At 68.7% G+C, this 21254-nt stretch carries 19 protein-coding genes; 15 read left to right on the forward strand and 4 right to left on the reverse strand.

Annotated elements, in window-relative coordinates:
- The first annotated feature begins 44 nt into the window (after positions 1-44).
- The gene (locus tag R8G01_22985; protein MDW3216874.1) at positions 45-383 is read left to right on the forward strand and encodes a PRC-barrel domain-containing protein; all 339 of its coding nucleotides are present in this window, start codon (positions 45-47) and stop codon (positions 381-383) included.
- 112 nt (positions 384-495) lie between these two features.
- On the opposite strand, the gene ettA is transcribed toward R8G01_22985, so the two are convergent.
- Positions 496-2169, reverse strand: coding sequence for an energy-dependent translational throttle protein EttA (ettA, locus tag R8G01_22990; protein MDW3216875.1), 1674 nt, complete (start codon positions 2167-2169; stop codon positions 496-498).
- Between the two features lie 156 nt (positions 2170-2325).
- Here ettA and R8G01_22995 point away from each other — a divergent pair, with 156 nt between their 5' ends.
- Complete coding sequence (locus tag R8G01_22995) at positions 2326-4773, forward strand: hypothetical protein (GenBank protein MDW3216876.1); 2448 nt, start codon at positions 2326-2328, stop codon at positions 4771-4773.
- Positions 4774-4835: 62 nt separating this feature from the next.
- Positions 4836-5642 (forward strand): DUF4111 domain-containing protein, encoded by an 807-nt coding sequence (locus R8G01_23000; GenBank protein ID MDW3216877.1) that lies wholly within the window; start codon positions 4836-4838, stop codon positions 5640-5642.
- Between the two features lie 141 nt (positions 5643-5783).
- Here R8G01_23000 and R8G01_23005 read toward each other — a convergent pair whose 3' ends face one another.
- Positions 5784-6932 (reverse strand): ATP-binding protein, encoded by a 1149-nt coding sequence (locus R8G01_23005; GenBank protein ID MDW3216878.1) that lies wholly within the window; start codon positions 6930-6932, stop codon positions 5784-5786.
- Between the two features lie 92 nt (positions 6933-7024).
- Here R8G01_23005 and R8G01_23010 point away from each other — a divergent pair, with 92 nt between their 5' ends.
- The 4 genes from R8G01_23010 to R8G01_23025 all read left to right on the forward strand — a co-directional run bounded on the left by R8G01_23010 (position 7025) and on the right by R8G01_23025 (position 10358).
- The gene (locus R8G01_23010) at positions 7025-7813 is read left to right on the forward strand and encodes a fumarylacetoacetate hydrolase family protein (protein MDW3216879.1); all 789 of its coding nucleotides are present in this window, start codon (positions 7025-7027) and stop codon (positions 7811-7813) included.
- A 40-nt stretch (positions 7814-7853) separates the two neighbouring features.
- Positions 7854-9035: an aminotransferase class V-fold PLP-dependent enzyme gene (locus tag R8G01_23015; GenBank protein MDW3216880.1), complete on the forward strand. Its 1182-nt coding sequence runs from the start codon at positions 7854-7856 to the stop codon at positions 9033-9035.
- 130 nt (positions 9036-9165) lie between these two features.
- Positions 9166-9984 (forward strand): MBL fold metallo-hydrolase, encoded by an 819-nt coding sequence (locus R8G01_23020; GenBank protein MDW3216881.1) that lies wholly within the window; start codon positions 9166-9168, stop codon positions 9982-9984.
- Positions 9981-10358 carry a hypothetical protein gene (locus R8G01_23025; protein MDW3216882.1) on the forward strand — a complete coding sequence of 126 codons (378 nt, stop codon included), beginning with the start codon at positions 9981-9983 and terminating at the stop codon, positions 10356-10358. Before R8G01_23020 ends, R8G01_23025 begins: the two co-directional genes overlap by 4 nt.
- 24 nt (positions 10359-10382) lie before the next feature.
- On the opposite strand, the gene R8G01_23030 is transcribed toward R8G01_23025, so the two are convergent.
- Entirely contained in the window at positions 10383-12401 is a 2019-nt protein-coding gene (locus R8G01_23030; protein MDW3216883.1) for a S9 family peptidase, read from the reverse strand.
- Positions 12402-12435: 34 nt separating this feature from the next.
- On the opposite strand from R8G01_23030, the gene R8G01_23035 reads away from it, so the two are divergent.
- The 8 genes from R8G01_23035 (at position 12436) to R8G01_23070 (ending at position 20364) form a co-directional block, all read left to right on the forward strand.
- On the forward strand, positions 12436-12774 hold the full coding sequence (locus R8G01_23035; GenBank protein ID MDW3216884.1) for a ferredoxin: 339 nt from the start codon (positions 12436-12438) through the stop codon (positions 12772-12774).
- A gap of 155 nt (positions 12775-12929) precedes the next feature.
- Positions 12930-14333, forward strand: coding sequence for a Fe-S cluster assembly protein SufB (gene sufB, locus R8G01_23040; GenBank protein MDW3216885.1), 1404 nt, complete (start codon positions 12930-12932; stop codon positions 14331-14333).
- Between the two features lie 64 nt (positions 14334-14397).
- A complete protein-coding gene (locus R8G01_23045; GenBank protein ID MDW3216886.1) occupies positions 14398-16353 on the forward strand; it encodes a hypothetical protein in 1956 nt (651 codons plus the stop codon).
- Positions 16354-16401: 48 nt separating this feature from the next.
- Complete coding sequence (locus R8G01_23050; GenBank protein ID MDW3216887.1) at positions 16402-16764, forward strand: hypothetical protein; 363 nt, start codon at positions 16402-16404, stop codon at positions 16762-16764.
- Positions 16765-16807: 43 nt separating this feature from the next.
- Entirely contained in the window at positions 16808-17911 is a 1104-nt protein-coding gene (sufD, locus tag R8G01_23055; GenBank protein ID MDW3216888.1) for a Fe-S cluster assembly protein SufD, read from the forward strand.
- On the forward strand, positions 17908-18243 hold the full coding sequence (locus R8G01_23060; protein ID MDW3216889.1) for a non-heme iron oxygenase ferredoxin subunit: 336 nt from the start codon (positions 17908-17910) through the stop codon (positions 18241-18243). Before sufD ends, R8G01_23060 begins: the two co-directional genes overlap by 4 nt.
- Positions 18240-19025, forward strand: coding sequence for a Fe-S cluster assembly ATPase SufC (sufC, locus tag R8G01_23065; GenBank protein ID MDW3216890.1), 786 nt, complete (start codon positions 18240-18242; stop codon positions 19023-19025). The genes R8G01_23060 and sufC overlap by 4 nt, the downstream gene beginning before the upstream one ends.
- A gap of 58 nt (positions 19026-19083) precedes the next feature.
- Positions 19084-20364 carry an acyl-CoA dehydrogenase family protein gene (locus R8G01_23070; protein MDW3216891.1) on the forward strand — a complete coding sequence of 427 codons (1281 nt, stop codon included), beginning with the start codon at positions 19084-19086 and terminating at the stop codon, positions 20362-20364.
- A 7-nt stretch (positions 20365-20371) separates the two neighbouring features.
- On the opposite strand, the gene R8G01_23075 is transcribed toward R8G01_23070, so the two are convergent.
- Entirely contained in the window at positions 20372-21235 is an 864-nt protein-coding gene (locus R8G01_23075) for a zinc metalloprotease HtpX (GenBank protein ID MDW3216892.1), read from the reverse strand.
- Positions 21236-21254: the final 19 nt, after the last annotated feature.

Below are 21254 nucleotides of genomic sequence, written 5' to 3' on the forward strand. Positions count from 1 at the left end.
GGGGTACGCGACGTGCAGCGGGCTCGTCAGCAAAGGAGTTCGACATGACCGACTTGTGGAGTTACCGCATCGACATCGAGACCACGGGTCTCGACCTCGACGGCTTCGACGTCGAGGCCACCGACGGGCACATCGGGACCGTCCACGAATGGAGCGGTGCGGCCGGCGACTCGTACCTGATCGTCGACACCGGCTTCTGGATCTTCGGCAAGAAGCGCGTCGTCCCGGCCCGCGCGGTGAAACAGATCGACGCCGATCGTCGGACCGTGTTCGTCGACATGACGAAGGACCAGGTCGAGGATGCGCCGGACCACCACGACGAGTGGGCGCATCCCGAACGACGCGAACCGTTCGTCGGCTACTACGGCGTGATGCCGTGGTGACCGTGTCCGAGCTGCCCTGACCGATCGACCCGCCGGCCGCAGGGGAACCTGCGGACGGCGTCGCGTCGGCGGGCGTCGATCTCGCCCACCGGGCCGACGGTGAAGCTCGTCGTCAGGCGAGTTTCTTGTACTTGATCCGGTGGGGCTGGTCGCCCGACTCGCCGAGTTCCTTGCGCTTGTACTCCTCGTACTCGCTGAAGTTGCCCTCGAACCAACGCACCTCGCTGTTGCCCTCGAACGCGAGCACGTGGGTCGCGATCCGGTCGAGGAACCAGCGATCGTGGGAGATCACGACGGCGCATCCGGGGAACGACTCGAGACCCGACTCGAGGGCCTGCAACGTGTCGACGTCGAGGTCGTTGGTCGGCTCGTCGAGCAGCAGCACGTTGCCGCCCGCCTTCAGCACCTTGGCGAGCTGCACGCGGTTGCGTTCGCCACCGGACAGCTTGCCGACCGACTTCTGCTGGTCGGTGCCCTTGAAGTTGAAGCTCGCGACGTAGGCGCGGCCGTGGATCTCGCGGTTGCCGACCTTCATGTGCTCGACGCCTTCGGTGATCTCTTCGTAGATCGTCTTGTCGGCGTCGAGGTCGTCGCGCGACTGGTCGACGTAGGCGAGCTGCACCGTCTCGCCGATCTTGATCGAGCCGGCATCGGGCTCTTCGAGGCCCATCAGCATCCGGAACAGCGTGGTCTTACCGGCGCCGTTGGCGCCGATGATCCCGACGATGCCGGCCGGCGGCAACGAGAACGAGAGGTCGTCGATGAGGAGCTTGTCGCCGAATGCCTTGGTGAGGCCCTCGACCTGGATCACGGTGTCGCCGAGACGCGGGCCCGGGGGGATCGCGATCTCCAGCTTGTTGCTCGTGTCCTGTTCGGCCTCGGCTTCGGACTGCAGCTTGTCGTAGGCGGCGAGGCGGGCCTTGCCCTTGGCCTGACGCGCCTTCGGCGACATCTTCACCCATTCGAGCTCGCGCTGCAGCGTGCGGCGCCGGGCGATGTTCGACTTCTCGTTCTGGGCGAGACGCGCCTCTTTCTGCTCGAGCCACGAGGAGTAGTTGCCTTCGAACGGGAACCCCTTGCCGTTGTCGAGTTCGAGGATCCACTGGGCGACGTTGTCGAGGAAGTATCGGTCGTGGGTGATGGCGACGACGGTGCCGGCGTAGTCCTTCAGGAACCGTTCGAGCCAGAAGACCGACTCGGCGTCGAGGTGGTTGGTCGGCTCGTCGAGCAGCAGCAGGTCGGGGCGCGACAGCAACAGTCGGCAGAGCGCCACGCGGCGCTTCTCACCGCCGGACAGCTTGGTGACGTCGGCATCGTCGGGTGGGCAGCGCAGCGCGTCCATCGCGATCTCGACGTTGCGTTCGAGCGACCAGGCGTCGGCCGCCGCGATCTTGTCTTCGAGCGCCGCCTGCTGCTTGCCGATCTTGTCGTAGTCGGCGTCGGGGTCGGCCCACTGCGCCATGACCGCGTTGTACTCGTCGATGATCGACTGCACCGCGGCGACGCCGTCCATCACGTTGCCCTTGACGTCCTTGTCGGGGTCGAGTTCGGGCTCCTGGGAGAGGTAACCGACGCTGAAGCCGGGGGTCAGGCGGGCGTCGCCGGAGAACCCGTCGTCGAGGCCGGCCATGATCTTCAGCAAGCTCGACTTGCCGGCACCGTTCGACCCGATCACCCCGATCTTGGCGCCCGGATAGAACGAGAGGGAGATGTTCTCCAGGACCGTCTTGTCCGGCGGGTAGTGCCGGGCGAGCTTGTAACAGGAGTAGATGAATTCGTGCGCCATGGTGTGGCCGAGGCTAGCGGTGCCACCCGTGGGAGATCATCCGAGCATCCGGGGTGGCGTCGATGTCGTCGCCGCCGGCCGCGGGCGAATTCGTTTGACCCGCCGGCGGACCCTTCGTAGGTTGCGGCGGACGACGAGTTGGTGCGGGGGTGCCACATGAAGCGGATGTTGATCGTTCTGTCGCTGTTGACGGGCTCGGTGGTGATGGCGGGTGGAAGCCAGGTCGTGGCCGAGCGCGCGTCGGCGCCGCCCGGGGCGGGCCGCGACGACGCCGCTCGCGTGTCGCTGGGGCACGGGACGGCGTGCGTCATCCTCGACAACGGTCAGGCACGGTGCTGGGGGAGCAACAACCAGGGGCAGGCCGGCAACGCCGTGCAACAGACCGTGCAGGGTCGCGACGAGACGCCTGACACCCTCCCGACGCTCCAACTCGGAGCGGGTCGAACGGTCAGGGAGATCCAGACGGGGACGCAACACGGCTGTGCCGCCCTCGACAACGGCGATCTCCAGTGCTGGGGGCGCAACGTGCGCGGCCAGTTGGGCGTACCCGGCGCCGCGAGCACCGGCTACAGCGCTCCGCCGACCGCGAATCCGGTCACGGACGTCGGCGGCGACGTCGACTCGTATGCGGCCGGCTACCTGTTCGGGTGTGCGCTGCTGGAGAACGGCTCGGTTCGCTGCTTCGGATGGGGCGATGCCGGGCGAACCGGTCAGGGCAGCACCGACGACGTGGGCGATGACGAGACACCGGCCAGCCGTCCGGTCGTCAGTCTCGGTGCCGATGCCACCGCTGTCGCCGCGGGTGGGTCCCACGCGTGCGCGATCCTGGACGACGGCATGATCCGCTGCTGGGGTGCCGGCAACTCGATGCCGTTCCAGCCGCCGGGCCCGCTGCCCGAGAACGTCGGCGACGACGAGGTGCCGAGCGACGTCGCGGCGTTCGACCTCGACGGCTCCGCCGCCGTCGCGATCAGCGCCGGGTCCGGGAGCACCTGTGCGATCGACGTCGCCGGCGACGTCTACTGCTGGGGCTACGGCGTGGCGAGTAGGTACTCGTCCGGTACCAACACCAAGCCGGTCGAGCCGACGAAGGTCGATCTCGGCGGCAAGGAGGCGGTCGACATCGATCTGGGCGACACCCACGCGTGCGTCGTGTTCGCCGATGGAACGTTGACGTGCTGGGGGAACGCGTCGTCGGGCAAGCTCGGCTACGGCAACACGGACGACATCGGCGACGACGAGGCGCCCGATTCGGGTGGGCCCGTGGCGCTCGGAGCGGGACGCACCGCCAAGGCGGTGTCGGCCGGCTTCCACGGGACCTGTGCGCTGCTCGACAACGACACGGTCCGCTGCTGGGGCGACGCCAACGAGATCGGCTCCGGTCAGCCACTCGACATCGGCGACGACGAACTCCCGACCGCGATCCCACCGGTCAACTACATCGGCACGGCGGCGTTCGTCCCGCTCACCCCGTCGCGCATCCTCGACACCCGGCCGGGTGAGGCGTCTCCCGCCGGCGCACCCAAGGGCTTCGTCGCCGGCGAGACCTCGATCGACGTGCCGGTCACCGGTGTCGGCGGTGTGCCCGACGACGACGTGTACGCGGTCGTGATGAACGTGACGGTGACCCAGTCCGGCGGACCTGGGTTCGTGACCGCCTATCCGAAGGGCGTGAGCCGACCGACCGCGTCGAACATCAACGTGTCCGGTGTCGGTCAGACCGCCCCGAACCTCGTGGTCGTGCCCGTCGGCGACGACGGTGAGGTCTCGCTGTTCATCGGCGGTCCCGGTGGCGGACACCTGATCGCCGACGTCTTCGGCTACTACCGGCAGACGTCGTCGGCGACCGCCGGTCGCCTGATCGGGGTCACCCCGAAGCGGGTCTTCGACACCCGACCCGCCGAGACCCCGCCCGGCCCCAAGGGCAGGATCCCGGCCGGCGGGACGATCACGATCAAGATGACCGGTGCCAACGACGTGCCGGACAGCGGCGTCTCGGCGGTCGTCGTCAACCTGACCGGCACCGAGGCGGGCGCCCCTGGTTTCGTGACCGCCTACCCGTCGAACGTGGATCGTCCGAACACCTCGAACGTCAACCTGGTCACCGCCGGCGCGACGCGTGCCAACTCGGTGATCGTCCCGGTGTCCCCGTCGGGCGAGGTGACGTTCTACTCCCTGTCGTCGACCCACCTGCTCGCCGACATCACCGGCTATTACACCGACGACGCGGCGGAAGACACCGATGACGGCCTGTTCGTGCCGCTGGCGCCGGCCCGATTGCTCGACACCCGTGACACCCAGGCGAGTCCGGTCGCGGCCGGTGGAACCACCGACTTCGCAGTGACCGGGCTGCTGGGGATCCCGTCGACCGCGAACGCCGTCGTGCTGAACCTGACCGTCACCGAGACGGGCGGCATCGGCTTCGTCACGGGTTGGCCGTCCGACGAGCCGCAGCCAGGGTCGTCCAACGTCAACTACCTGGTGGCCGACGACACGATCGCCAACCTGGCGATCCTCCCGCTCTCGCAACCTTCGGGTCGGATCAGCCTGTACACGCTCAACTCGACCCATCTCATCGCGGACACGAGCGGGTACCACCTGTAGGCGCTGGGCTCCGTTGCGGTGGGCGACACGGATCCCGTGTCGCTGCGAACCATCATGGGGCGATGGCCGACTCGACGCCCCCGTCCCTGCCGGCACCGGTCGAGGCGGCCGTCGAGGCGTGGCTCGGTCATCACGACCGGCTCGCGCCCGGGGTGGTCGAGGGGCTGTACCTCGTGGGATCGGTGGCGCTCGGCGATTGGACGCCGCGCAGCGACATCGACATCATCGCCTTCGTCGCCGACCCGACCGACGCCGACGTCGTCGAACGACTCGATGCGGCCCACGAGGCGTACCGGCGGGATGGCGACGGGCCGACGGTCGACGGTCCGTTCCTGTCGTGGGCCGACGTGGCCTCGCCGCCGATGTCGGTGCAGCGGGCGTGGACGCTCGACGGCGAGTTCCGTTTCGACGCCGAGTGCTTCGAGACCAACCCGGTCGTCTGGCTCACGCTCGCGGAGCACGCCGTCGTGGTGCGAGGTCCGTCGACGGCGTCGCTCGACGTCCGTCTCGACGCCTCCGACCGACGGGCCTGGGTGCGGGAGAACGTCGACACGTATTGGCGCAGCGTGCGCGGTGAGATCGCCGAGATCCTGGCAGCCGACCCCGATCGCACCGAGTTCGGTGGCGGCACCGTCGAGTGGTGTGCGCTCGGCATCGCCCGGATGTGGTTCACGGCCGAGACCGGGGACGTGACCTCCAAGAACGCCGCGGGTGCATGGGCGGCGGCGCGACTCCCGCAACACGCCGACCTGTTCGCCGTGGCGTCCGAGGTGCGATCGGGCGCCGCCGACCGGATGGTCGATCGGGCGGCGATCGAGTCGCTCGTCGACGCCATGGGGACGATGATCGACGCGATCGTGTCAACGTGAGAGGCCCGACGGTCGGCGGTGGTACGCAGCGAGCCGGTCGCCCCAGATGTCGTGCACGCTGAACGGCATCCCGTACACCGCCTCGAGGGGACGTTCAGGTGATCACCCCGTGCGGCGTCCACGCTGCGGAGCGGTCGATGGTCAGCGGGGGAGCGCCCGCCGTACGTACCGGTCGAAGTGCGGGATCGCGAACTCGACCCAGCCGTACCGAGGTGCGTAGATCACGCCCTCGGTGATCAGTCGTTCGCGGAAGGCGGCGACCTGCGGGGTCCGCATCGACATCGCCTCGGCGACCTCGCCCGACCGGTGCGGTCCGGGGCCGAGGGAGGCGAGTCCCTGGACGTACGCGACCTCCGACGAAGGAATCCGGGCGATCCGTGCGGCGAAGAACGAGGTGTCGAGGGCGTGATCGGCGTGCGGCTGTGCCCGCTCGACGTCGGCGGCCGAGATCGGCTCGTCGCGGGCGGTGTTCCACGTGTGGTACGCCCACGTCTGCACGAAGAACGGGAACCCGTCGGAGTGATCGACGATCGCATCGGTCGCGTCCTCCGTCCATTCCACGCCGATCTCCGCCGACGGTTCGACGATCGCGCGCGCGACCTGCTCCGGGGTGAGCGGTCCGAGGTCGGCGACCGTGAACATCCGCTCGGCGTACGTGGCCGCCCTCGCGACGTCGCCGACCAGGTTGGGGAGACCGGCCAGCACGCAGGCCAGCGGGAGGCCGTCCTGGCCGCACCGGTGCACCCCGGCGAGCAGCCGGCGCAGGTCGTCGCCGGCGATCGACTGGGCCTCGTCGATCGCGAGCATCACGCCGAGGTCGTGGTCGGCGGCGGCGGTGGCGAGGTCGGTGACCACGTCGGCGAGTGCCTCGCGGTCGGGGGTGGCCGCGGTGCGCTCGATCGTGACGCCGGTGCCCGCCAGCGTGATCGCGACCGACTCGATCGAACGCAGGGCCCGCGTCACCTTCTGGCTGCGATCGAGATCCTCGAGGATGCGCCGCGACTGGCGGAGCAGGCTGCGGAGCGTGTCGTCGCCACCGACCGCCTCGATCCGGATGACCCGATAGCCGACGTGCTGTGCGAGGGCGGAGAGCTTGCCCAGCAGCACGGTCTTGCCGACGCCGCGCAGGCCGGTGATCAACCGGTGTTGGCTCGTCCGTGCCGCCCGCAGCCGCTGCAGCGAGATGTCGGCAGCCTCGAGGATCGCATCTCGTCCGACGAGGGCGGGGGGAGGGGTCCCGGCCCCGGGCGCGTACGGGTTGGCGACCGGGTCGTAACGTTCCTCCAACATGCCCTGAGTTTAGCGGTATCTGATAAACCGTGTGCAGATCCGAGGAACCCCGATCGCCCGGCGACGTTCACCACGACGCTTACCATGACGTCATGGAGCCCGAACGGATCAGAGCTGCGGCCGACGAGTTGTCGGCGATGCGGCGTGACAAGCGGATCCGCGCCGACCTCGATCCGATGCACCGGCCCGCCGACCTGGGCGACGCCTACGCCGTGCAGGCGCAACTGGTCGCCGGACTGCTGCCCCCCGGCGAGACGCCGATCGGGTACAAGGTCGCGTGCACCAGTCGGATCGCCCAGGCGGCGTTGCACATCGACCGACCCGTCTTCGGCCGCCTGCTGCCACACACCACGTCGCGGTCCGGCGCGGTGCTGCCGGCCGACCGATTCGTGCACCGCGTGGTCGAGGCCGAGTTCGCATTCCGCCTGGGTGCCGACGTGCCCCACCGGCCGCGCGGGCACACCCACGAGTCGATCGCCGAGTTCATCGACACCGCGATGCCCGCTGTCGAGATCGTCGACCATCGGTTCGAATCGTGGGCGATCGGTGCGCTGCCGATCGCCGCCGACAACGCCATCCACGGATGGTGGATCCACGGGGAGCCGATCGAGGCGTGGCGCGAGATCGACCTCGGCCGGGCCGAGGTGGTCGTGGCCCGGAACGGCGAGACGGTCACCACCGGCACCGGTGCTGCGGCGCTCGGGCACCCGCTCACCGTGATGGCCTGGCTCGCCGACGAACTGCCGAAGTACGGCGCGGCGCTCGCGGCCGGCGACGTGGTCACCACCGGGGTGACGACCGACGTGTTCGAGGCCGACGCCGGTGACGAGCTGCGTGCCGAGTTCGACGGACTGGGTGCGGTCGAACTGCGGTTCGAGTGAGGCCCCGGCACAGCCGGCCGCTGCCTGGCAGACTCTCGCCGTGATCCCGCTCTCCGCCGACCAGGACCTCGTCGCGATCCCCGGGCCCTCCGTCGTGCCCGAACGTGTGCTCTCGGCGATGCATCGCTCGATGCCCGACATCTACGACGGCGAACTGCTGTCGGTCACCGACGAGGTGTTCGACGCGCTGCCCGCCCTGGCCGGAACCTCGCATCGGGCGTTCGTCACCATCGGCAACGGACACAGTGCCTGGGAGATGGCGCTGACCAACACGCTGTCGCGTGGCGACCGTGTGCTGGTGCTCGACTGCGGACGCTTCGCCGCGATCTGGGGCGAGATGGCGACGTTCCTCGGCCTCGACGTCGAACTGGTCGAGTCGGCGCCGGGATGCGCCAACGACCCCGAGGCGTTCGAACAGCGCCTCCGCGACGACGCCGCGCACGACATCAAGGCCGTCCTGATGGCGCATGTCGACACCGCGTCGTCGGTGCGCAACGACGTTCCCGCCTTCCGCCGCGCCCTCGATGCGGCCGCTCATCCGGCGTTGCTGATGGTCGACTGCATCGCATCGATGGCCTGCGAACCGTTCGAGTTGGACGAATGGGGTGTCGACCTCGCACTCTCCGCATCGCAGAAGGGCCTGATGACCCCGCCCGGCCTCGGCATCGTGTGGCCGGGCGAGCGGGCGCTCGCCGCTCATCCGCAGGCCGACCTCCGGACGCGCTATTGGGACTGGACCGCGCGGACCGAGGACGGGCCGCACTACCTGCGCTTCTGTGGCACGCCACCGGTCACCCACCTGTTCGGTCTGCGCGAGGCGCTCCGCATGATCGACGAGGAGGGGCTCGACGCCCGCTGGCGACGACACCGCGTGCTGGGCGGAGCGATCCGGGCGGCGGTCGCAGCGTGGTCGGCGCCGGGCGGGATCGGGTTCCACGTCGTCGACGAACGCGAGCGCTCCAACGCGGTCACGACGATCCGCTGCGGGAACATCGACGCGGTCGAACTCCGTCGTCGCTGCCAGGAGTCGCTCGGCGTCACGCTCGGCGTCGGCATCGGAGCGATGGTCGGCTCGTCGTTCCGGATCGGGCACATGGGTCACGTGAACCCGCCGATGGTGCTGGGCGTGCTCGGATCGATCGAGTCGGCGCTGACGGCGATGGGTCACGCCCCGGCCGTGTCCGGCGTCGGCGCCGCTGCTGCGTTCATCGGTCGACCCTGACGCCGGACCCCCATCGACCGGCTCCGAACGGTGTGACCGTTCACACAGTCGCTACGTCTACGGATGCATCTCGGGTGACGGCTAGCGTGTCGCCATCTGGGGAAACGGTTTCGACATCACCTTCCACGGCGTGCGGGGTTCCACGCCGTGCCACGGCGACGAGATTGCTCGATACGGCGGCAATACATCGTGCGTCTCCGTCGACGTGCCCGGACACGACCCGATCCTGTTCGACCTGGGCACGGGTGCTCGCTACTTCGGCCGTCGATGTGATCCGAACGTGCCGTTCCACGGCAGTTGCCTGATCACCCATCTGCACTGGGACCACGTACAGGGCCTGCCGTTCTTCCCGCCCCTGCTCCGTGCCGACAGCCGACTCGACTTCTACGCGCCGGTCCAGGAAGACGGCGGCTCGATCGGGGACGTGATCCGAAACGCGCTCGGCCCACCGATGTTCCCGATCGGTCTCGACGAGTTCCCCGGCCAGGTCGTGTTCCACGCCAAGGGCGACGAAGAGTTCTCGGTCGGTGACGTCTCGATCATGTCGCGGCTGATTCCGCACCTCGGCAACACGCTCGGTTATCGCGTCGAGTTCGGAGGGGCGACGGTTGCGTACCTCAGCGATCATCAGCAGCCCGGCGTCGACGTGTACGAGGCCACCGACAACGCGCTCGAGCTGTGCGACGGTGTCGACCTGCTGATCCACGACGCGCAGTACAACCGTGCCGAGTTCGCCCGAAAGGCCAACTGGGGTCACTGCACGGCCGAGTACGCCGCCTGGCTCGCGGTGGAGTCAGGTGCCAAGCAGCTGGCACTGTTCCACCACGACCCCAACCACGACGACGACCAGATCGACGCCGCACTGGCTTCGGCTCGTGAGCGGTGTGACGGCACCGGGACACACGTCGTCGCGGCCAGCGAGGGGCTGACGCTCCACGTCGGCTCGTGAGCGCGGTCGCGTTCGTTGCGTCGATCCTCGTCGGCGTTGCCTTCCTGGTGGCCGGTGGATCGAAACTCGCCGCCGGACCGTCATGGCCGGCGCAAGCCGCAGACCTCGGCGCACCGGCGATCGCGATCCCGACCCTGCCGTGGATCGAACTGGTCATCGGTGCCGCGCTCGTGCTGCAGCTCGGGAGTCCGGTGCCGGAGATGGCGGCGATCGTGTTGCTCGCAGCATTCAGCGGTCTGATCGCGCTGCGGATGTCGCAGGGCCGAAGGCCGGCATGCGCCTGTTTCGGCGCGTGGTCGGCCAAGCCGATCGGCCCGTCACACCTGATCCGCAACGGGGCGCTGCTCGGCCTCGCCGTGCTGGCGTTGGCGTGAGGACGGACCCGTCGCCGGGGTGGCTCAGGTGGTGACGAGGAGGAACGCAAGAACGCGGGCTTCGTCGCGCCACGCCTCGTAGCGTCCGCTCGGCCCGGCGTGTCCTGCCCCCATCTCGGTGCGGAGGATCAGCGGCGCGTCGTTGGTGCGGACCTCGCGCAGCTTGGCGGCCCACTTCGCCGGCTCGTGATAGCTGACCCGCGGGTCGTTCAGGCCGGCGGTGATCATCAGCGCCGGATAATCGCACGCGACCGTGTTGTCGTACGGCGAGTAGCTCGCGATGTACGACGCGGCGGGCTCGGCGCGTGGGTCGCCCCACTCCTCCCACTCGGTCACGGTGAGCGGCAGCGACGGGTCGCTCATCGTGGTCGTGACGTCGACGAACGGCACCTCGGCGACCGCGGATCGGAACCGCGCCGGATCGATCGTGACGCACGCTCCGACCAGCAGGCCGCCGGCGCTGCCGCCGCGGATCGCGACACGATCGGGGCTCGCGATGCCGGCCGACGTGAGGTGCTCGCACACAGCGAGCGTGTCGGTGAACGTGTTGCGCTTGGTGTGGAGCTTGCCGTCGAGGTACCACGACCGGCCGAGTTCGCCGCCCCCGCGCGGGTGGGCGAGGGCCCACACGACGCCACGGTCGAGCAGCGACAGTCGGGCGACCGAGAACCACGGCGGCATCGACACCTCGTACGACCCGTAGCCGTAGACGCAGCAGGGTGCGGTGCCGTCGACGGGGGTGTCGACGTGACGGACGACATCGACGGGAACCTGGGTCCCGTCGTCGGCGGTCGCCCAGTGCCTGCTCGCCACGTACCGATCGAGGTCGACATTGGGGGTCGGTGTCTCCTTGACGACGGTGATGTCACCGTTCGCCATGTCGACGTCGATGACGCGGGCCGGCGTGGTCAGGGACTGGTGGGTGAGTCGGACGACGTCGGTGTCCCACTGCTCGTTGGGCCCGAAGCCGACGTCGTGCGGCGTCGGGTCGATCTGGAGCATGCGCTCGCCGCCGTCTCGGTCGAGGACGCGGATCATCGGCTGCGCCCGGTTCCACTCGTGGACGGCGAGGAACCGCTCGAAGGGCTCGACCGCCGTGATCCGCCGACCCTCCTGGTGGGGGATCAGCTCCGACCATGTGCCGGGCTCGTCGTCGGCGGCTTCCATCACGCGGAAGTCGATCGCGTCGTCGTTCGTCACGATCACGAAGCGGTCGCCCCAATGGTCGATCTGGTACTCGACATCGTCGGTGCGCTCGCGCACGCACTGCGCGTCGGCGGTCGGATCGGCGGCCGGGACGAGCCGGCACTCCGACGATGTCCGGCTGCCCGAATGGATCACGATCCATTCGGCGCTGCGGGTGGCGCCCACGCCGACGAAGAATCGTTCGTCGTGATCGGCGTAGACCTCGACGTCGTCGGCTTGCGGGGTGCCCAGTCGGTGGCGCATCACCCGGTACGGGCGCTCCTGCTCGTCGGCCTCGACGTAGAAGAGATGCGTCCCGTCGTGGCTCCACGCGGCGCCGGCCCACGTCGTGTCGAGCAGTTCGTCGTCGAGGTCGCGCTGGTGGGCGATGTCGCGGATTCGGAGGGTGTAGTGCTCGTCGCCGCTGGTGTCCATCGACCAGGCGACGAGGCGGTGGTCGGGGCTGATCTCGAACGCACCGAGGTCGAAGAACTCGTGCCCCTCGGCCTCGGCGTTCTGGTCGAGGACCAGTTCGTCGGTGGCGGTGGCCGCCGACCGTCCGCGGCAGTGGATCGGGTACGACCGACCCTCCTCGGTGCGGGCCGAGTAGAACCACTCGGCCTTGGGCACCGGTGCCGCCACGTCGGTCTCCTGGACGCGCGACTTGATCTCCTCGAACAGCTCGGTCACGAGGTCGTCGTGGCCGGCGAAGAACTCGTCGGCGTAGGCGTTCTCGGCCTCGAGGTAGGCCGCCGTGTCGGGGTCGTCACGGTCGCGGAGCCAGGCGAAGTGATCGGGTACCTCGCCGGTCGGACGGTTCCAGACATGGGGTATGCGCTTGGCAGATGGCTCTGACACGTGGAGCAGGGTAGGCGGTAGCTTGGCTCGTGCGATGCGCGTGTGGATCGACCAGGACCTCTGCACCGGTGACGGCCTGTGCGTCGATCACTGTCACGACGTGTTCACGCTGCTCGAGGACGGGATCGCCTACGTGGTCGAGAACCAGCAGGTGCTCAACGATCCCGGGAGCTCCGGCAGCCTGGCCGAGGTCTCGCCCCGCAACGTTCCCGACGTGATCCGTGCCGCCGAGGTGTGTCCGGGGGAGTGCATCTTCATCGAGATCGACGCACCGCGCGACGCCGAGCTCGACGTGTCGGTCGACGGCAAGATCGCTGCCCGGATCGAGATCCGCGACGACCGCGACGACCTCGACGACGAAGCCGCGGCCTGAAGCCCGACCGCTCGGGTACACCCTCCTGGCGTCCAGCCGATCGGCGTCGAGGCGAACGATCCTCGTCCTGCCGTGGGCATCGGCTCGGGGATTGTTACTATGGCGGTAGTGCAAATACCTCGATTCGCCCACACTGCACGGCACCGGAGCTGATCATGACCTCGTTCGATCTCGACCTCAGCAAGTACGACCTCGGCTGGAACGACGAAGGCGTCGAGTACGCCTTCGAGCCCGAGAAGGGCATCAACCCCGGTGTCGTCGAGCAGATCTCGTGGTGGAAGGGTGAGCCGCGCTGGATGACCGACATGCGGCTGCGCAGCCTGCGCCTGTTCGAGCGCAAGCCGATGGCCGAGTGGTTCGCCGTCAACATGCCCGACATCGACTTCCAGGACATCTACTACTACCTGCGCCCCAAGGGCGAGCAGGTCAGCGAGTGGGACGAGCTGCCCGAAGAGATGATGCGCACCTACGAGAAGCTCGGCATCCCCGAAGCCGAGCGGCAGTACCTCGCGGGCGTGACCGCGCAGTACGAATCCGAGGTCGTCTACCACAAGAACCGCGAAGACCTCGAGGCCCAGGGGATCCTGTTCTGCGACATGGACACGGCGCTGCGTGAGTACCCGCACCTGGTCAAGGAGTACTTCGGCACGGTCATCCCCCCGGGCGACAACAAGTTCGCCGCCCTCAACACCTCGGTCTGGTCGGGTGGCTCGTTCATCTACGTGCCGCCGGGCGTCGAGGTCGAGATGCCGCTGCAGGCGTACTTCCGGATCAATTCCGAGAGCGCCGGTCAGTTCGAACGGACGCTGATCATCGCCGACGAGGGCTCCAAGGTCCACTACATCGAAGGTTGCTCGGCGCCGGTGTACACCAAGGACTCGCTGCACTCGGCCGTCGTCGAGATCGTCGTCAAGCCCAACGCCCGGGTGACCTACACCACGATCCAGAACTGGTCGCCCAACGTGTACAACCTCGTGACCAAGCGGGCACGCGTCGAGGCCCACGGCCACATGGAGTGGATCGACGGCAACATCGGCTCCAAGCTCACCATGAAGTACCCGGCCGTGTACCTGGTCGGCGAAGGCGCCACCGGCGAAGTGCTCTCCGTCGCCTACGCCGGCGAGGGTCAGCACCAGGATGCCGGCGCCAAGATGGTGCACGCCGCCCCGAACACCACCTCCAAGATCGTGTCGAAGTCGATCAGCAAGGACGGCGGCATCACCACGTACCGCGGTCTCGTCCGCGTCGACGAGGGAGCCACCGGCGCCAAGAGCCATGTCGAGTGCGATGCGCTCATCCTCGACGAGGACTCGGTCTCCAAGACGCTGCCGTACATGGAGATCGGCGAACGCGACGCCCAGATCGGCCACGAGGCCACGGTCTCCAAGATCGCCGACGAGCAGATCTTCTACCTGACCAGCCGCGGCCTCTCCGAGGAGCAGGCGATGGGGATGGTCGTCAACGGCTTCATCGAGCCGATCACCAAGACGCTGCCGATGGAGTACGCCGTCGAGTGGAGTCGCCTGATCGAGCTGCAGATGGAAGGCTCGGTCGGCTGACGTCGACTCGGCGGGCCCCTCGGCCCGCCTCAACCATCACGCGGGCGCGGTCGATACTGGAGAGATGTCCGTGAAGCGTTCGCACCAGTGGTCGAGAACCCTGACGACGGTTGCGCTGGGCGCCCTCGTCGCCGGCGCTGCGATCGTGGCGCCCGCCGCATCCGACACACAGCGGGTCGAGGCGGCGACCACCGCGGCGTCGGCATTCGAGCCGGTGACGCCGTGCCGTCTCCTCGACACGCGTGACGGCGAACGTCTGGGAGCCGGCAAGGCCGTCGGGATCCAGGTCGCCGGCCGCTGTGGTGTGCCCGACGACGCAACCGCCGTCGCGGTGACGATCACCGTGGTCCAGCCTGATGCGCCCGGGTTCGTGGTCGGCTACCCGACGGGGACCGAGCGTCCGACCGCGTCGAGCGTCAACTACCAGCCGGGCGAGGTCGTCGCGAACCTGCAGTTGTTGCAGCTCGGTTCGGGACGCATCTCGATCTACTCCCTGGCCGCGAGCGATGTGGTCGTCGACGTGAGCGGCGCGTTCGTTCCGGCCGAGTCGGGTCGGGCCCGCGCCGGTCGGTTCGTGCCCCTCGAGCCCACTCGGGTCGTCGACACGCGCGAGACGCGTCGTCCCGCAGCAGGGTCCACCGTGCGGGTTCGCACCGACGTGCCCGACGACGCGGTCGCCGTCGCGGTCAACATCACCACGACCGCGGCCAGGGGGCCCGACGTGTTCACGGCGTTCGCGGCGGGAGGCGACCTGCCGCTCGCCTCGTCACTCAACGTCGACGCTCCCGGTCAGACGAGGGCGGCGGCGGCGGTCGTCCCTGTCCGCAACGGTGACCTCGACGTGTACACGCTGCGTGGCAATCACGTGATCGTCGACGTCGTGGGCTACTACACCGGCCCGTCCGAGCAGTCGTCGTCGGCCGGTCTGTTCGTCTCCGAACAGCCGACGCGTCTGGTCGACACCCGCGAGCCGTACGGCACGTCGGGCGGACCCCGGCTGTGGGCGGGTGGAGCCCGCGAGTTCTCGCTCGACGACGTGGCGGGCGGTCCGATCAGGGCGGTCGCGGCGAACATCACGGTGACCGAGACCGAAGATGCCGGCTTCGTGGCGGCGTATCCCGCCGGAACCGATCGGCCCGCCACGTCGACGCTCAACTACGACCGGCCCGGGCGCACGGTCGCCAACCTCGCGTTGATCGGCGCGTCCGAGCGCGGCATCACGGTCTACGCGCTCGACTCGACCGAACTCGTCGTCGACGTCACCGGATGGTTCACGGGCGAACCCGAGGCCGCCTCGGCAGCGGTGCCGGAGAACCAGCCACCACCCGACCGGAAGGTCACGATCATCGGCGACTCGGCCAGTGCGGGCATGCGGTGGAACGGTGCCCTGGGCGGTCTCCAGGGTTTCCGGGCCGATGCGCGCCTCGAGTCGTGCCGACGCCTCGTGCAGTGGTCGTGTCGAGGCCGTGAGGGCTACGCACCACGCACGGTCGTCGCAGAGATCGAGACCCTCGCACCGGCCGGCATCGACGACATCCTCGTGGTGATGACCGGCTACAACGACTGGCACGAACGATTCGCCGCCGACTTCGACGCCGTCATCGCAGCGGCCCGGCAACGCGGCTTCCATCACATCGCCTGGGTCGACTATCGGTCGAGCGTCGGCTACACGCTGCCGAGCAGCGGGGGCACCCGGTCGAACTACGGCGAGATGAACCGGATCATCGGCGAGAAGCTCGCGTCGGGCGCCTATCCCGAGGTGCGCCGATGGTACTTCGACCTCTACACGGCGGACACCTCCGGCTGGTTCCGCAGCGACGGTGTGCACGAGACGACGTTCGGGTCGTGGGGCGTCGCCGATTGGCTCTCCCGGCACGTCCGGGCGTTCGACGACCGGCCGTGTGCGCAGCCGTTTCGGCCGGGCGATCCGATTCCCGATCCGTGTCCCGATCCCGACCCGTTGCCCGCCACCGTCGGCTACCCCGACATCGGTGGCCTGTATCCCGACGCGGTCGACTGACGGGTCGCGTCCTGATGCTGGCCACGATCGCTCGGTAGGATCGACACCATGCCCATGCGGACGGAGTGCAAGAACTTCGAGAGCCGCACATACCCGAACGGCGACACGGTTCGGAAGTGCAACCTCGACCTCGCCCCCGACGCCCCGTGGCGGTGCCCCGAGGAGTGCGTGGGGTACCAGCGTCGGCTCGCCGACCAGGCATGGACCCACGGCTCGCTGGTCGTGCCCCCGACGCCGCCCGAACCCTCGTCGGTCGACGACGGCACCGCCGCCTCCCTGCTCGACGAGGCCGAGGACATCCTCAACGAGGCCGGTGCCCGCATCATGGCCGAGGTCAACGAGCAGCAGCTCGAAGAAGAGCGCCGGTCGCGTGGCCTCCGGCGGTTCCTCAAGCGTCGCCGCGATCGCTGACCCGGTCGGATTTCCACTACCGCCGTAGTAGAATTCCCCTCCGATGACTGTGCTGGACCTCGACCACCTCGACGCGATCGAACTGCCGACTGCCGATGAGGAGATCTGGCGTTACAGCCGCATCGGCGACCTCGACCTGTCGGCGTTCCGACGCGTCGACACCACGCCGGACGTCACCGGTCCGACCGAGTTCGTGCAGGTCGGTGGTGACGGCCTCGACCTGTTCCCCGATGACACGCCCGACGTGTTCGCCGCGATCAATCTGCGGGCGGCGAGCCAGGTGCACGTCGTCGTGCCGGCCAACACCACGGTCGACGGGTCGATCGTCATCACCCATACGGTGCCCGCCGACGGGTCGCTCGTGTCGCCACGCCTCGTCGTCGAAGCCGGCGACAACTGCGAGGTCACGATCGTCGAACGGTTCGTGTCGGCAGCCGACGGCGCCGCACTGGTCCTTCCGGTGCTGCAGATGGCCGTGGGCCAGGCGGCCCGCGTCAACTACCTCGCCGTCAACGAACTCAGCGAGCAGGCGTGGTCGATCGGGAACCAGCAGGCGGTGGGGCAGCGCGATTCGCAGACGCTGCTCGCGACCGTCGCACTCGGTGGCGACTACGCCCGCGTCAGCACCAACGCCCGGGTCTCGGGTCGCGGCGCATCCACCCGTCAGGTCGCCCTCTATTTCGCCGGCGGCACGCAGATGCACGACTTCCGCACCACTCAAGATCACGACGCGCCCAACACCAACAGCGACCTCCTCTTCAAGGGTGCCGTGCAAGATCATGCCGCCAGCGTCTACACCGGTCTGATCAAGATCCGTGAGCACGCCAACGGCACGGCGGCGTACCAGACCAACCGCAACCTGACGCTCTCCGAGGGCGCCTGGGCCGAGAGCGTGCCGAACCTCGACATCCGCACCAACGACGTCAAGTGCTCGCACGCATCCACCGTCGGCCCCATCGACGAAGACCAGCGCTTCTACCTCGAGAGCCGCGGCGTCCAGCCCGAGATCGCCGAGCGTCTCGTCGTGCTCGGATTCTTCGACGAGGTCCTGTCGCAGCTCCCGGCCCACGACCTCGCCGCCGAGCTCCGGGCCCGCGTCGCCGCCAAGCTGAACATCGGCGCCACCGACGAGGAGGCCACCTCATGAGCACCGCAACCACCACGGTCTGTGCACTCGACGAGCTCGAGCCGGGCACCGCTCGCAAGTTCGACGTCGGCGGCATCGCCGTCGCGGTCGTCCGCATCGACGACGACGTGTACGCGATCGGCGACGTGTGCAGCCATGCCAACGTGTCGTTGTCCGAGGGTGAGGTGTGGTGCGACGAGAAGGAGCTCGAGTGTCCCAAGCACAGCAGCGCCTTCAGCCTCGTCACCGGTGAACCGCAGACGCTCCCGGCCACGCAGCCCGTGCCGGTGTTCGATGCATCGGTCGTCGACGGCAGCATCGTCGTGTCGGTCGCTCTGGAGGTGGAGTCATGAGCACCCTGAAGATCGAGAACCTGCACGCCACGGTCGGCGGCAAGGAGATCCTGAGGGGCATCGACCTGACGATCTCGTCGGGCGAGGTCCACGCCGTCATGGGGCCGAACGGCGCCGGCAAGAGCACGCTGTCCGCGGTCATCATGGGCAGGCCCGGCTACGAGGTCACCGAGGGATCGGTCACGCTCGACGACGTCGACGTGCTGGCGCTGCCGGCATGGAAGCGCGCCGTCGCCGGTCTGCACCTGGTGATGCAGTACCCGACCGAAGTGCCCGGCGTCCTGCTCGACGACGTGCTCGGCGAGGCGCTGACCAGCCGTGGTCGCGACATCTCCGGCCTCGGCGACGTGCTGCGGACCGAGGCCGCACGCATCAACTTCGAAGAACGGTTCCTCCATCGGCCGCTCAACGTCGACCTGTCCGGCGGCGAGAAGAAGCGCAACGAGACCCTGCAGCTCGCGGTGCTCCAGCCGAAGATCGCGATCCTCGACGAACTCGACTCCGGCCTCGACATCGACGCGCTCCGCGACTGTTCGCGGCGGGTCGAAGACCTCAGCAACGAAGGTGATCTCGGGGTGCTCGCCATCACGCACTACAGCCGCCTGCTGACCGAGCTCAAGCCCGACCACGTCCACATCCTCGTGAAGGGTCGGATCGTCACCTCCGGCGGGCCCGAACTCGCCGATGTGCTCGAGTCCGACGGGTACGGAGCCTTCGTGCCCGACGACGACGCCGACGAACCGGCCTCGTCGGGCGGGCTCGACGACCTGTTCGCCCTCTGATCCGAGCTGAGCGCCCGCCGACTTCGGCTCGGCGGTGACAGTCTGCAACCATCTCGGCATGGCAGACGCGACCGATGAACTCCAGGGCTGGCTCGACGACAATTGGGATCCGGACCTGACGGTCGCCGAGTGGTGGCAGCGGCTCGGACTCGCCGGGTGGTCGGCGCCGTCGCTGCCCGAGCACGCCTACGGCAAGGGGCTGTCACGCAACGACGCCAACCGGGTCGCCGAGACGATCTCCGACCACGGAGCCCTCGGGGCACCCGGTGGCCTCGGGCTGCTGCTGGCCGCGCCCACGATCGCGATGCACGGCTCACAGGAGCAGATCGACCACTACGTCCGTGACATCGTGACGGGGCAGCGGGCGTGGTGTCAGCTCTTCAGCGAGCCGGTCGCCGGCAGCGATCTGGCCGGGCTGCAGACGAAGGCCGAACTCGACGGTGAGGAGTGGATCGTCAACGGCCAGAAGGTCTGGACCTCCGGTGGGCACTTCGCCGACCTCGGCATGTTGATCGCCCGCACCAACTCCGACGCACCCAAGCACCAGGGCATCAGCTACTTCGCGATCGACATGCACCAGCCGGGCGTCGACATCCGCCCGCTGCGCGAGATGACCGGTCGGGCGCTGTTCAACGAGGTCTTCATGAGCGATGCTCGCGTCGCCGACGATGCGCTGATCGGCGACCGCAACAACGGGTGGGCGGTCGCCAACTCGACGCTGATGTTCGAGCGGGCCGGTCTCAGCTCGGGCTCGGGGCACGCGGCCTCGAGCGCCGCGCTGCCGGGCACGGTCGCCGGGCACCTCGACCAGCGTGCCGGCGACTTCGTCAGCAAGCGATCGGGTGGCGGAGGTGGCCAGTTCCGCGGCGCCGGTCGGATGCTGATCGAGCTCGCCAAGTCGGAAGGCAGGGCCGACGACCCGAGTATCCGCCAGGACCTGATGCGGCTCCACACGCTCGCCGAGATCGGCCGGTACAACAACCTGCGGCTCAAGGGCGAGAAGGCCCGCGGTGGCGACATCCCCGGAATCGGCAACATCGGCAAGCTGTCGATGAGCGAGATGATGCGGCTCCAGCGCGATCTCGGTCTCCGGGTGATCGGCGCCAACGCCATGCTGCACGCGTACGACGGCGACGGCAAGCAAGCGCTCGACGCTGCCACCGGCAAGCCGATGAACGGCTTCGTCACCGAACTGGCGCTGTTCGCACAAGCGCCCCCGATCTACGGCGGGACCGACCAGGTGCAGCGCAACATCATCGGCGAGCGGGTCCTCGGCCTCCCCAAGGAACCGGGCCACGACCGCAACACCCCCTTCAGCGACCTCCCCAAGAACGCCTGACTCGCGATCAGATGGCGAGGAGGCGGCGGATGCGCTCGTCGGTCGGCGGGTGGGTCGAGAACAGCTTGGCGAAGTTGTTGCCCTGGCTGCCGCCCCGAGCCTCGGCGAGCGGGTTGTGGATGTAGTGCGAGGCCTGTGCCGGCTGCACGGCCATCGGCCGTTGCGTCGCGATCGCCTCGATCTTCTGCAGCGCCCGAGCCAGCGGGGCGCCCGAGCCGATCAACTCGGCGGCGCCTCGGTCGGCCTCGTATTCGCGCGACCGTGACACGGCCATCTGGATCAGCGACGCGGCGATCGGAGCGATGATCGCCACCGCGATCATGATCAGCGGGTTCCCGCCGTTGCGGCGATCACGGCCGCCGAACATCGACGAGTACATGGCGATCTGGGCCATGAACGAGATCGCCGTCGCGATGGCGGCAGCGACCGAACCGATGAGGATGTCGCGGTGCTTCACGTGCATCAGTTCGTGTGCCATCACGGCTTCGACCTCGTCGCGGGTCAACGACTGCAGGAGCCCTTCGGTGGCGCACACGACGGCATGTTTGGGCCCCCGGCCGGTGGCGAACGCGTTGGGTTGGGCGTTCGGTGAGATCGCGATCGTCGGCATCGGCATGTTCGCCCGAGTCGCGAGTTGTTCGATCATGTCGTAGAAGTCGGGCGCCTGCTCTCGCGTGATCACGCGGGCCTTGGCCGACTTCAGCGCGAGCTTGTCGCTGAACCAGTAGGAGCCGCCGACCATCACGAGCGCGGCGACGAGGCCGATCACCAGTGACGTGCTGCTGCCCCCGCCGAGAATGCCGGCGACGGCCACGATCAGCCCGCCGAGGCCAGCGAGGAGGACGGTGGTCTTCATCGTGTTCTTGAACATCGTGCGACTCACGATATCG

The sequence above is a fragment of the Ilumatobacteraceae bacterium genome (assembly GCA_033344875.1).
Lineage (GTDB): Bacteria > Actinomycetota > Acidimicrobiia > Acidimicrobiales > Ilumatobacteraceae > Ilumatobacter.